Raw genomic sequence first — 12649 nt, forward strand, 5'->3', positions numbered from 1 at the left:
GCCGTTTCACGCCTCCAGTGCCAATATAGCTGTGCCTGCCGGCGCATTTAAGGCGCTTAAGTCAAATTTTTCAACATCGGCAAAAAGTTTCACAGCCTCAGCGGCGGCATGCGCCAAAATCTGCCGGCCTGCCTGCGGGGTGGCACGCGCGGCTGCCCCGGCAGCGCCCAAAGGGTTAATATCCTGCATCAGCCAGCCAAAAGCATGGGGGCCGTAGCTGCGCAAATGGGTAAATTTCCGGGCATAAAACTGCTGGGCATTGGCAAAATCCTGTGCCTTTTCCATATGCACTTTTTCCGGTGCAATGGCCAGCATAATACTGGTTTCAAAAAAACCGCCGTGAATATCCAACGCCTTTTCCGCCGGGCTGAGCAGACCCTCCGGCAGGCCGAAACGGCTGAGGCTTGTGGATACTGCCAGCATATCAAAACGCGCCCGCAATTCCGTAGCAATAATGGTCATAAGCGGGCTGTTGCCGCCATGGGCATTGAGCATAATAAATTTGCGCACGCCCTTTTTATGCTGCCCGGCGGCGATGGAGAGCCATTTTTCAATGGCCTCGTCATAAGACAGAGTTTTGCTGCCGGGCATGCGCATATGCTCTCTGGAATAGCCGATTGTCTCTACCGGCAAAAAACGGGCGGGGAAGGCAGAAGGCAGCCGCTTTTTAATCTGTTCGGCAAAGGCTTCAGCGATCAGACTGTCTGTTGCAAGCGGCAGATGCGGGCCGTGATATTCCTGCGCGCCCAGAGGCAAAACGGCAATATTATTATTTTCCATGACGAAGTTCCCGTATTGCATTATTAACATTTCGGGTATTTTTGTTTTTTCTCAAAAAATATAGCCTTTTTAGCATTTAAGCGCTATATAGACAATAAGCGCAGAGCCTTTTAGGGCGGACAGCCTGCCCTTAGCGGGTTTTATCCCCGTTATAGATGAGCGGGAGGAGGCTTTTAGCTTCCGGGAGTATTTCCGGCTCTCCTGCGCTTTATTTTATTATCCCGCCAGTTTTCCTGTCTCTTTCGCGTTGCTTTTTGTTGCTGCGAAACAAGGTGGCGATATAAACTTCCTCCATATTTGTGATTTTTACGCCCATTTTCCAGATTTTTGCTTGATACTCCATATAAGTGCAGATCCGTATGTGCAATATGTCGTTGCGTAATTGCGGAAGGCGCAGCCATAGGCCATTTATCGGCATAAGCGGGCAAATATGCGCATAAATTGCCGCTGTTACCTCTTTATACTTGTGGCAGTGTTGATAAATTGTGCCGACCGAGAGCCGCAATTTTTCGCCGCAATCTTCCGGCAAGCCGAAAGCCTTTTTCAGGAAAGGGGGCAGGGGAGCGGTGTTAATATATTTTTAGTGAGCGAGAATCTGCTCAATTATAGCGCAGTGAGAAAATTCCTCTATTGAGGCAAGACGCGTAACAATCCCTTTTTTCATAAAATACAGATTCCCCGAAACTGCGCAATACGACACCGGCAAGCCGCAGAGCAACATTATAACGGGCAAGCTATAATAAGCGGGTGGGGAAAAGACAAGGATAAACCGGCCTGCACAGGCGGTAAAAAGGATAATAGAGGCAACAGGCCGCCGGCAATCAGGGGAGGCGCAGCCTGAATCCGTTGGGGAAGGGAGCACTTGCCGCCGGGTTTCACGAATCAAATGGGGAAGGCGCAGCCCGACTCACTTGGAGAAAAGCTTATCGGCCCGGCTTTTAAACATATTTAAGGGAGCACTACACCTGCAAAAGCGATAATTGCCAGCCGTTCGGGGTTCAAGATGAGCTCCAAATAAGGGAGAAATACAGACACGTTTACCGGGGAGAAGCTTCCGTTTGGCTGTAATTATTTCTCCGGCAGTAATCAGAGCGGGGAAGGCGCCGCGGCTGCCTTGGCCGGAAATCTCCGGCATGAGACGGATTGCTGTAAAAGCGGCTGCCGGCACAGGCAATAAAAAACGCAGGGCACGCTTTTCGCACGCCCTGCGTTTTTAAAACCAGGTGGAAAGGGAAGGATTAGAAATCCATACCGCCCATGCCACCCATACCGCCCGGCATTGGCGGGACAGGTGCCTCTTTTTTCGGCAATTCGGCCACCGCAGCCTCGGTCGTCAGCATAAGGCCGGCAATAGAAGCGGCATTTTGCAGGGCAGAACGAACAACTTTAACCGGGTCAACAATGCCGAGAGCAATAAGATCGCCATATTCGCTTTTGGCTGTGTCAAAACCGTAATTATCTTGCTTTTGCTCCAGAATTTTGCCGATAATAACCGCAGCCTCAAGGCCGGCATTATTGATAATCTGACGGGCAGGAGACTGCAAGGCATCACGCAGAATCTGGATACCGGCCTCCTGATCGGCATTGGCGCCTTTCACCGTAATATCGGCAGCCGCACGCAGCAAAGCCGCACCGCCGCCGGGGACAATACCTTCTTCCACCGCGGCGCGGGTAGCGTTCAAGGCATCATCAACGCGATCCTTGCGCTCCTTTACCTCAACTTCTGTTGCTCCGCCAACGCGGATAACGGCAACACCGCCGGCCAGCTTGGCCAAACGCTCCTGCAGTTTTTCCTTGTCATATTCAGAGGTGGTTTCTTCAATCTGCGCTTTAATCTGGTTAACGCGGGCTTCAATTTCCGCTTTATGGCCGGCACCGTCAACAATAGTGGTATTTTCTTTGTTGATGGCAATTTTCTTGGCCCGACCAAGCATATCCAGCGTCACATTTTCCAGCTTAATGCCCAGATCTTCAGAAATCACCTGACCATTGGTCAAAATGGCAATATCTTCCAGCATGGCTTTACGGCGATCACCGAAACCCGGAGCTTTTACCGCTGCCACTTTCAGCCCGCCGCGCAATTTATTAACCACGAGTGTGGCCAGGGCTTCACCTTCCACATCTTCAGCAATAATCAACAAAGGGGCGCCGGATTTAACGACAGATTCCAGCACCGGCAGCAAAGCCTGCAAATTGGAAAGCTTTTTCTCATGAATGAGAATATAGGGATCTTCCAGATCCGCCACCATTTTTTCGGCATTAGTAACAAAATAAGGAGAAAGATAGCCGCGGTCAAACTGCATACCTTCGACAACTTCCAGCTCAGTTTCGGCAGTTTTGGATTCCTCTACCGTAATAACGCCTTCATTGCCCACTTTTTCCATGGCTTTGGCAATCATTGTGCCGATTTCATGCTCGCCATTGGCCGAAATTGTGCCCACTTGCGCCACTTCTGCCGAGGTTTTGATTTTGGTTGATTTCTTCAGCAGTTTTTCCACTACTTCATCTACCGCCAGGTCAATACCGCGCTTCAGATCCATCGGATTGCGCCGCGCGGCCAGGGCTTTATCACCCTCACGCACAATGGCCTGGCCGAGAACTGTGGCCGTAGTTGTGCCGTCACCGGCGACATCATTGGTTTTGGAAGCAACTTCGCGCAGCATTTGCGCGCCCATATTTTCATATTTATCTTCCAGCTCAATTTCCTTGGCAACGGAAACGCCGTCTTTGGTAATGCGCGGCGCGCCGAATGATTTTTCAATCACCACATTGCGGCCTTTAGGGCCTAATGTCACCCGAACGGCATTGGCCAGAATATTGACACCGCGCAACATGCCTTCACGGGCTTCGCGGCCGAATTTGACTTCTTTAGCCATAATATTTACTCCTTATAGAATAATGCTCAAAGGCCGATATGCAAAAATTGAAATTGCCCGGGGCATGCGGCCTCAGGCCAGAACACCCATAATATCGGATTCTTTCATAATCAGGACATCTTCGCCGTCAAGCTTGACTTCGGTGCCCGACCATTTGCCGAACAAAACGCGATCACCGGCCTTGACGTCCAGGGCAGTGAGCTTGCCGTGTTCGTCACGCGCACCGGGGCCGGCAGCCAGAACAACGCCTTCCTGCGGTTTTTCTTTTGCTGTATCGGGGATAATAATGCCGCCGGCGGTTTTTTCTTCCATATCGACCCGGCGGACGACAACACGGTCGTGAAGCGGGCGGAATGAAGTCTTACTCATGGTCAAAACCCTTATAATCTGGAAATTAAGAGGCTTGCCGCCCCTTAGCGTTAGCTTTACCGGCACCTCGCAAACCAAGCCTGACAGCCCTCGGTTCCTGAAGCGCGCCGATTTAGCCCAGAGATAAAAATGCGCCTCGCCAATGTCAAGAAGCGGGGCAAAAAAAATGTTAAAAAAACGCAAATAGCGGCAGAAAAACCTGCAAATCTGCTTGTCGGCAGGCAAAACAGGGTAAAAGCGGGTCAAGGCAGCGCCTTTAGCGCCAGCACGGCCCTGGCCGCTATCACATCTTTGCGCATTTGCGCCATCAGCTCTTTTATCCCGGCAAATTTTTCTTCTTTGCGTAAAAAACCGACAAACAACACTTCTGCCTGTTTGCCGTAAATATCCCGGTCAAAGTCAAAAATAAAACTTTCCAATAGCGGCTTGCCGGCCGCCTCTATTGTCGGGCGGCGACCAAAGGAAGCCACAGCCTGATAAGATTTGCCGCAAGTGCGGAAACAGACGGCATATATGCCATAGCGCAATTTTGTTGCTGCCGGCAGCGCCATATTGGCAGTGGGGAAGCCAAGCTGTTGCCCTAAAGCCCGGCCGCGAATAATTTCACCCTGCACGGTATAAGGGTGCCCCAGCAGCGCCTCGGCCTCCTGTATTTCTCCGCTTTCGAGCAAAGCGCGAATACGGCTGGAAGAAATAAATTTCCCCGTTTTGTCTTTTTTGCCGGCCACCAGGACTGTTATAAAGCCTGAATCGCGCCCGGCCTGCTGCAAAAAAGCCGGTGTGCCCTGCCGTTTATAGCCAAAATGGAAATTGGCTCCGGCGATAATAGCGCTTGCCGCCAGCCTGTCCTGCAGCACGGATTGAATAAAATCGCCGGCGCTCAAAGCGGCAAAAGCGGCGGTAAAGGGCTGCTCTATCACGGCGTCAAACCCCATAGCTTTGAAATAAGCTGCTTTTTGCGCCGCTGTGGTCAGGCGATAAAGCGGCTCTTCAGGCTTGAAAAACGCCTTTGGGTGCGGCTCAAAAGTAAAGACAAGCGCCGGCCTGCCGGTTTTACGCGCCTCAGCCAGCGCGGTTTGCAGCACGGCTTTGTGGCCTTGATGCACGCCGTCAAAATTGCCGATAGCAATAACTGCGCCGCGCAAAGGCACAGGCAGGCGGGCGCTGCCGCGAAGGCGTAAGAATTTATGCGTCCCGGCCATATTATGCCTGTCCTGTTACGTTCGTAATTGCCGCCGTCATGCCAGTGCGGGCATAAAATATTGGGGGTGATAGCCGTGTCTGGCCATAAAAGCCGTGAGTTTTGCCGCATTTATGCCGCCGGGGCTGCCGGTGCCGTAATCGCGAATATGAATGCCGCCGGCAATAAACAGACAATCCAGTCCCTGATTGTCCGCCCCTTTTATATCGGTCATAAGGCCGTCTCCTATGGCCAGAATGCGGCTTTTGTCAACTGCTTTGCTGCCGGCCAGGCCAAGCCTGGCCGCTGCCTGCGCATAGGCTGCCTCATAAATCGGCGCATGCGGTTTGCCGGCAATCAGGGTGCGGCCGCCAAGCTGCGTATAAATTTGCGCCAAAGCGCCGGCGCACCATAATTCCCGCCCGCCAATATGCACGACAATATCGGGATTGGCGCAAATAAAGGGTAAGTTACGGCCGCGCAATTTTTGCAATAGCGGCCGGTAATCTTCCGGGCTTTCCTCAGTTTCATGGAACAGCCCGGTGCACAAAACGGCCTGTGCTTCATAATCTTCCACCAATTCGCAGGAAAGCCCGGCCAAAAGGCTTAAATCACGCTCCGGGCCAATGTGAAACAGACGTTTGGGTGCCTGTTCTATCAGGCTGCGCGTAACATCGCCGGAGGTTATAATGCCGTCATAGCTGCCGGGGGTGAGGCCGAAACCGGTTAATTGCGCAATGACATCAGCCGCCGGGCGGGGGGAATTGGTAATGAGAATAATTATTTTGCCTTTGGCGCGCGCCTTTGCCAATGCGGCCTTTGCTGCGGGGTAAACGCGAACGCCATTATGCAAAACCCCCCATATATCGGAAAGGATTATATCATATTGCTTGTCTATTTCAGCCAGATGTGTGACGGGGTGCAGTGCCATTGACCTTATTCCTTGCAATTTGCTCTGTTCAACCTGCTGCCGCTACTGTTTATTACATTGCAATGCGTCCAGATTTAAAGCATGATGAAGTTTCTGTCAAAACTAATCCGGGATAAGCCGGCGGCAGCAACGGTTTTCAGTTAAAGGCACCAGGAGAAAAGCCGGAAAGACAGTGAGGCTAAATGAGCGGGATAGCGGAAATTTGCGACTGTGGCCGGCGGCACCATGATGAGCAGGCTTTTCGGCTTTGTGCGCCGAAAACCCGGTGGGTTTTTGGATAATCGCGCCAGACAGGGATTAACGAAAAGGCGGCGGAGACTAAATGAGTGGGATAGCGGAAATTTGCGACTGTGGCCGGCGGCACCATGATGAGCCGGCTTCAGTTTTGCGCGCCAAAAACCCGGTGGGTTTTTGGGTAATCGCGCCAGACAGGGATTAACGAAAAGGCGGCGGAGACTAAATGAGCCTGATGCGGAAATTTGCGACTGTGGCCGGCGGCACCATGATGAGCCGGCTTTTCGGCTTTGTGCGCGAAATGCTGATGGCTGCGGCGCTGGGCACCGGCGCGGCGGCCGATGCGTTTAATGCTGCTTTCCGCTTTCCCAATAGTTTTCGCCGTCTGTTTGCCGAAGGGGCGTTTAATTCTGCCTTTGTGCCGCTGTTTGCCAAAGAGCTGGAACAGGGGCATAATCAGGCGCGCCGTTTTGCCCAGGAAGTTTTTAGCGTTTTATTCACAATTTTGACTGTGCTCACTATTGCCATGGAGCTGTGCATGCCGCTGCTGGTGCGCGTGATTATTGCCCCGGGTTTTACGCAGGATACGGCCAAATTCAGCCTCACTGTGCGGCTGGCGGTGATTATGTTTCCTTATCTTGGCTGTATGTCACTGGCGGCAATGATGGCCGGCATGCTTAACGCCCTGCACCGCTATTTTGCCGCCGCTATTGCCCCGGTTTTTTTGAATATTATACTCATTGCCGTGCTGGTATGGGGCTGGCGCACCGGGCAGGATAGCCTGCATATTGCCCCGGCGCTTGCCTTTGGGGTGATGGCGGCAGGCTTTATCCAGCTGGCTATTGTCTGGCTGGCCGTGCGGCGCGCCGGGGTGAAAATCCGCTTTGCCCGGCCGCATTTGGGCAAAAATGTGCGCCGTCTGCTGTTTTTGGCTCTGCCGGCGGCGATAACCGGCGGCATTACCCAGATTAACCTGCTTATCAATACCAATATTGCTTCCGGCGCTGCCGGCGCTGTTTCCTCTCTGGTTTATGCCGACCGGCTGTATCAGCTGCCTTTGGGGGTTATCGGCATTGCCGTGGCAACGGTGCTGCTGCCGGAGCTGGCGCGGGCCTTGCGCGCGGGGCGCGCGCTTGAGGCCAATCGGCTGCAAAGCCGTTCGGTTGAGTTCACTTTGCTTTTGTCACTGCCGGCGGCGGCGGCATTTCTGGTTATGGCCGGGCCGATTGTCAGCCTGCTGTTCCAGCATGGACGGTTTGATGCGCAGGCAACTGCCGCTGTATCGGCCATTGTCGCGGTTTACGGGCTTGGCCTGCCGGCTTTTGTGTTGATTAAAGCCTTTATCCCCTCATTTTTTGCGCGGGAAGATACCAGAACGCCGATGATTTTTGCCGCTATTGCGGTGGTAGTGAATGTCACTCTGGCTTTGACCTTATTTCCGCTTTTATCGGCCAGGGGCATTGCCATTGCCGAAATCACTGCCGGCTGGGTTAATGCGCTTCTGTTATTGGCTGCTCTATTGCAGCGCCGCCATTGGCAAATAGAGCGCCTTATGCTCAAACGTCTGAGCCTGTTTTTGCTGGCGGCGGCGCTCATGGCGCTGGCCTTGCATTATGCCTGCAATCTGTTTGCCGCGGCTTTATCTACTGCGGCGCCTTATATGCAGCGCGCCGGGGTGCTGGCAGCCTTATGCGCCGGGGCGGCGCTGTTTTATTTTGTGCTGGTGTTTTTGGGTGACAAAAAAGGTCTGGCGCTTGTCAAAAAAATGCTGAAACGCTAAAACCGGAGCGGCGGAATTTTGATTAAAGCGGCTGTGAGACGGATATGGAGCCGCCGCAGCGACAGGCAAAAGAGAGAATTATGAGCGATTTTGGGCAGTTGGTATTTTCCGGCGTGCAGCCGACAGGCAATTTGCATCTGGGCAATTATCTCGGCGCTATTAAAAACTGGGCGGCGTTGCAACAGCATTATAATTGCCTGTTTTGCGTGGTGGATATGCACGCTTTGACGACCAGCCCCGAGCCAAAGGATTTACTGCGGCAGACGCGTGAAGTAGCGGCTGCTTTTCTGGCGGCGGGCATTGATGCGGAAAAGCATATTGTTTTTAACCAGTCGCAAGTCCGGCAGCATGCCGAGCTGGCCTGGGTGTTTAATTGTATTGCCCGTATGGGCTGGCTTGCCCGCATGACGCAATTTAAGGATAAAACCGGTAAAAATAGCGAAAAAGCCTCTGTCGGCCTGTTTGCTTATCCCTGCCTGATGGCGGCAGATATTCTGCTTTACCGCGCCGCTTATGTGCCGGTGGGAGAAGATCAGAAGCAGCATTTGGAGCTGACGCGTGATATTGCCGCCAAATTTAACGCGGATTATGCGGCCCGCATTGCCGAATTGGGTGCGGCCATTGCCCGGCCGGCCGGCGGCGCTGAGGCGGGCACCAAAGTGTGTGACGGCTTTTTCCCGCTGCCGGAGCCGCTAATGCCGCCGGCGGCGCAGCGCATTATGTCACTGCGGGACGGCACCAAAAAAATGTCAAAATCCGACTCTTCCGATATGAGCCGCATTAACCTGACCGATAATGCCGATGATATTGCAATGAAAATCCGCAAGGCAAAAACAGATAGCGCGCCGCTGCCGGCACTGGTGGAAGAATTACGCGCCCGGCCTGAGGCCGATAATCTTGTCGGCATTTATGCCGCTTTGACCGATAAAGATAAAGCAAGCACCCTGGCACAATTTGCCGGGCGGGATTTTTCTGCTTTCAAGCCGCATTTGACTGAGGCTCTGGTGACGAAACTGGTGCCGATAGGAGAAGAATTGCGGCGTCTGCTCAAGGCACCGGATTATATTGATGCCGTTTTGGCCAAAGGCAGCGCCCGCGCTTTGCCCAAAGCTGAAGCAACAATGAAACAAGTGCGCAATATTGTCGGCTTTTTGCCAGGCTAATGCGTAAAAATGTCGTCTGCCGTCTCACTATAAGGCCATAAAACGGCCTGCCATAAAAGCAGGCCATGCCGAGAGTAAACGCCGTTCAGAAAAAGGGAAAAGCAATGCTATTGTCAGAGCGTTCCAGCCGTAAACAGGGGCATAGCCGTAAAATCCTGGCTGTTGTGGATAGCTCGCCCGAATGTGAGCGCGCCGTGGCCTATGCCGCGGCACAGGCCGAAAGCACACATGGCGGCCTGGTGCTGCTTTATGTTATTGATGATAGTGATTTTCGGCAAATGTTTGGGGTAGAGCATGTTATGCGGGCTGAGGCAGCAGATCATGCCAGAGCGGCTATGGCCGCTGCCGCTGCGATTGTAAAAAGCCGATATGCTATAAAGCCGGAAGAAATTATCCGCGAAGGGGAGGCGATAAAAGAAATCACCGCTCTGGTGGAAAAAGACAGCGATATTGCTTTGCTGGTTTTGGCCGCCGGCACTTATCATGACGGGCCGGGGCCTTTGATTCAGGCTCTGGTCGGGCGGCATAAGGCCTTTGCTTTGCCGGTGACCGTTATTCCTGCTAATTTGAGTGACGCCACCATTGATGAAATTGCCTAGAGCAAGCGGGTGATATATTGCTATAAGCATTTTATTGTGAAAAATTTGTGTTTTGCTGCAAAACAACTTATATAGAGCGGCGGGTGTGGTTCATCTGTGAGAAAAAGCCGGGAAAGGCGGGAGCGTTTTGCCCGTGCGCCTTTTGAGCGGGTGAGGCTGTTGCTGGTAGGGCCGGGAAGGCCGCCGCCGGCTATGAACCGCCATTGTCCAATATAGAGTCTGTATCTTATGAGCAAATATGGCGCAGTGATTGCGGTGTTCTTTTTAAGTGCGGCCGGTTCGGCTAGCGGACAAACAACAAATTATTTTGGCGGCGATGGCAGCTATCAAGGCTCGGCGCGGCAAAGCGGCGGGACGACAAGCTATTTTGGCGGTGATGGCAGCTATCAAGGTTACCGCAAGTGATAAAGGGCAATTATGTTTATTCAGATTGAAGCGACACCTAACCCGGCCAGTTTGAAATTTTTGCCCGGGCGGATTGTGCTGGAGGGCGAAGCTGTAGAGTTTCGCACGCAAGAAGAAGCGGCGGCCGGCTCACCGCTGGCGGCAAAGCTGTTTGCCGTGCCGGGTGTTTGTGCTGTTTTTTTCGGTTATGATTTTATTGCCGTCAGTAAGGCGGACAGCGCGGCTTGGGAGCATTTAAAGCCGGCTATTCTGGGCCTTATTATGGATTATATGCTGTCAAATGCGCCGCTTATGAGCGCAGCAGCGGCCAGAGCCGGCGGTGCTGCCGCCGCAGGCAAAGAATTTTATGCTGTGGAAGATGAGCCGCTGGTCGCGACAATCAAGGATTTGCTTGAAGAACGCGTGCGCCCGGCTGTTGCTCAGGACGGCGGTGATATTAGTTTTTGCGGGTTTGAAAACGGCATTGTCTATTTGCATATGCGCGGCGCTTGTGCCGGCTGCCCATCTTCTACGGCCACTTTAAAACAGGGTATTGAAAATTTGCTGCGCCATTTTGTGCCGGAAGTGAAAGGCGTGGAGGCCATGCCGCAATAAATCTATACCAGCGCCATAATTTGCCCGTTTAAAATATAAAAGGCAGTGCCGACAGCAATCAGCAGAGTGATAAAAATAAGGCTGTTTTCCAGGGCTTCGGCTATAAGAGGGGTTTTCTGCTGCCGAAAAACCATAGTGACAAGGTTTGGCTGTTTTTTACTGCTGCGCTGTTTCATAAAAGCAAAACTTTCTCTGCCGCTTTGCCTTTTATAAAGCGTAAAACCTGCCTTTTATTTAAAAAATCCGGTAAAATTTCTGTAAAAAAGTAAAATTTTCGGGAGAATCGGCTTCGCTTTGCCCATGCCGTATTGCTTTGAGGAGCATAATATTGCAGGGCAGATACGGCAGGCAGCGCTGCCGGTAATCGCAACAAACAGCATTGCCAACATTATTGCAGACAATAATGTTTATGAGGCCGCCGCAATGCGCGATATGACTGCCGGCAAGAATATTGCCATTGCAGATAGCGCCGCTTGTAAGGCAGTTGCAATTATCTGGCGGTAAAGCCGCCATTGCTTAAATGCGAGACTCTACGGCCGGTTTAAGGCAGGAATTTGCCGGCACAGGCGGAGACACGCCGCATAGGCCACTACCGAATATTGCCTGTAAAGGCAAATCTATAAAATAGCAGAAATATAAAAGCGCCTACCGGCGACCGGACTGAAGTGACAAAAACAGAGAGGCTATTGCCCCAGGCCTGTGAGGACAATGGCGGCAACAGCGGCGTTGAGCGACACAATGACGAAGCAATAAGCAAGGGCAGTTTTGACAATATCATACATAGCTTCTCTCCTGTCTGATAACTATTCTCACGAAAATTTACAATCGGTAATATAACAGCCTGTTATAATTCGTGCAAGACAAAATTTCACTAAAATAGAGATTTTTATTTGCCTTTATTTAGCCTTATTTTCTTTTACTTGGCACTTATAAGGTTTAAGGCTTTTTTAAGCTTTTTATTCCCACATGGGGATAAAACAGGCAAAAATCATTCTGCTCTTGTTATAATGGTTTATTTTGATACAAATCGGCAATTTTTATGAAATTATTGCCGATAATGAGGTTGGAGCAGGCAAAGGGGCGCTATAAGGAGCGATTTATGGACAAGCATAAAGAGAGCGGGCATGTTCAGAATTCGGCAGGGCTTGTCGGCAGGCATTTTTTCCACATTTACGCTAATGGCTGGCAATATGAGGCCTATATTAAAAACCGCAATATTATTGATTATCGTGTTCACAGCGGCATAGCCGCTGGGCGCTTTGTGCGTAATCAGCCGGTTTATCTGGCTTTGCTGGCAGAAAATATGTTTCATCTAAGCTGGGTGGAACCGACAGGAACCATGGTTTGCCAGTTTATCAATTTAGACGTGCGTAAAATCCATAGTTTTGCCTGCTTTCCCCGCTGGGTTAAAGAGCAGCCGCAAAAGACAATCTGCTTTCAAAATGACCATTTGGATCTCATGCAATCTTATCGTGAGGCAGGGCCGACTTACCCGCATTTTATCCTTAATGAATGGGCAAATATCGTCTTTGTAGAAGATTGCGGCCTTGATGATGAAACAATTATTGACTGCCCGCCCGCGGCACTGCCGCCGGCCTATGCTGATAGAAGGAATTAGAGATGTAGAAACAGGGGGGGGGCACACAGCAATATATTTCGCCTTACAGGGCAAGGTGTTTGGCGCCGGAGGCGAGTTTGGCTATTGAGCCGGAAGAGCTATAATGCTTTATTATGAGGC

At 51.7% G+C, this 12649-nt stretch carries 14 protein-coding genes; 7 read left to right on the forward strand and 7 right to left on the reverse strand.

All coding sequences use genetic code 11. The annotated features are described in order from the left end of the window. Positions 1-6 precede the first annotated feature (6 nt). The 6 genes from DPQ22_RS02950 to DPQ22_RS02975 all read right to left on the reverse strand — a co-directional run bounded on the left by DPQ22_RS02950 (position 7) and on the right by DPQ22_RS02975 (position 6136). Positions 7-780: a creatininase family protein gene (locus DPQ22_RS02950; protein ID WP_150213095.1), complete on the reverse strand. Its 774-nt coding sequence runs from the start codon at positions 778-780 to the stop codon at positions 7-9. Positions 781-988: 208 nt separating this feature from the next. Beyond that, positions 989-1309 (reverse strand): hypothetical protein, encoded by a 321-nt coding sequence (locus DPQ22_RS02955; protein WP_150213096.1) that lies wholly within the window; start codon positions 1307-1309, stop codon positions 989-991. 709 nt (positions 1310-2018) lie between these two features. Beyond that, positions 2019-3659 (reverse strand): chaperonin GroEL, encoded by a 1641-nt coding sequence (groL, locus tag DPQ22_RS02960; RefSeq protein WP_150213097.1) that lies wholly within the window; start codon positions 3657-3659, stop codon positions 2019-2021. 69 nt (positions 3660-3728) lie between these two features. Continuing rightward, positions 3729-4025 carry a co-chaperone GroES gene (locus DPQ22_RS02965; protein WP_150213098.1) on the reverse strand — a complete coding sequence of 99 codons (297 nt, stop codon included), beginning with the start codon at positions 4023-4025 and terminating at the stop codon, positions 3729-3731. A 242-nt stretch (positions 4026-4267) separates the two neighbouring features. Next, positions 4268-5227 carry a bifunctional riboflavin kinase/FAD synthetase gene (locus DPQ22_RS02970; protein WP_150213099.1) on the reverse strand — a complete coding sequence of 320 codons (960 nt, stop codon included), beginning with the start codon at positions 5225-5227 and terminating at the stop codon, positions 4268-4270. Between the two features lie 36 nt (positions 5228-5263). Beyond that, positions 5264-6136 (reverse strand): TIGR01459 family HAD-type hydrolase, encoded by an 873-nt coding sequence (locus tag DPQ22_RS02975; RefSeq protein WP_150213100.1) that lies wholly within the window; start codon positions 6134-6136, stop codon positions 5264-5266. A gap of 460 nt (positions 6137-6596) precedes the next feature. Here DPQ22_RS02975 and murJ point away from each other — a divergent pair, with 460 nt between their 5' ends. The 5 genes from murJ (at position 6597) to DPQ22_RS02995 (ending at position 10911) form a co-directional block, all read left to right on the forward strand. Beyond that, positions 6597-8150 (forward strand): murein biosynthesis integral membrane protein MurJ, encoded by a 1554-nt coding sequence (gene murJ / locus DPQ22_RS02980; protein WP_150213101.1) that lies wholly within the window; start codon positions 6597-6599, stop codon positions 8148-8150. A gap of 80 nt (positions 8151-8230) precedes the next feature. Next, positions 8231-9313, forward strand: coding sequence for a tryptophan--tRNA ligase (trpS, locus tag DPQ22_RS02985; RefSeq protein ID WP_150213102.1), 1083 nt, complete (start codon positions 8231-8233; stop codon positions 9311-9313). Positions 9314-9417: 104 nt separating this feature from the next. Further along, positions 9418-9912, forward strand: coding sequence for a universal stress protein (locus DPQ22_RS02990; RefSeq protein ID WP_246681449.1), 495 nt, complete (start codon positions 9418-9420; stop codon positions 9910-9912). A 228-nt stretch (positions 9913-10140) separates the two neighbouring features. Continuing rightward, positions 10141-10317 (forward strand): hypothetical protein, encoded by a 177-nt coding sequence (locus DPQ22_RS08785; RefSeq protein WP_190323113.1) that lies wholly within the window; start codon positions 10141-10143, stop codon positions 10315-10317. 12 nt (positions 10318-10329) lie between these two features. Next, positions 10330-10911 (forward strand): NifU family protein, encoded by a 582-nt coding sequence (locus tag DPQ22_RS02995; protein WP_150213104.1) that lies wholly within the window; start codon positions 10330-10332, stop codon positions 10909-10911. 2 nt (positions 10912-10913) lie between these two features. On the opposite strand, the gene DPQ22_RS08790 is transcribed toward DPQ22_RS02995, so the two are convergent. Then, positions 10914-11087 carry a hypothetical protein gene (locus DPQ22_RS08790; RefSeq protein ID WP_190323114.1) on the reverse strand — a complete coding sequence of 58 codons (174 nt, stop codon included), beginning with the start codon at positions 11085-11087 and terminating at the stop codon, positions 10914-10916. Between the two features lie 124 nt (positions 11088-11211). Here DPQ22_RS08790 and DPQ22_RS03000 point away from each other — a divergent pair, with 124 nt between their 5' ends. Next, positions 11212-11415 carry a hypothetical protein gene (locus tag DPQ22_RS03000; RefSeq protein ID WP_150213105.1) on the forward strand — a complete coding sequence of 68 codons (204 nt, stop codon included), beginning with the start codon at positions 11212-11214 and terminating at the stop codon, positions 11413-11415. 595 nt (positions 11416-12010) lie between these two features. Further along, positions 12011-12529, forward strand: a complete 519-nt coding sequence (locus DPQ22_RS03005) for a phenolic acid decarboxylase (RefSeq protein WP_150213106.1) — start codon at positions 12011-12013, stop codon at positions 12527-12529. Positions 12530-12649: the final 120 nt, after the last annotated feature.

It is taken from the genome of Candidatus Tokpelaia sp. (assembly GCF_008636115.1).
Taxonomy (GTDB): Bacteria; Pseudomonadota; Alphaproteobacteria; order Rhizobiales; family Rhizobiaceae; genus QLZD01.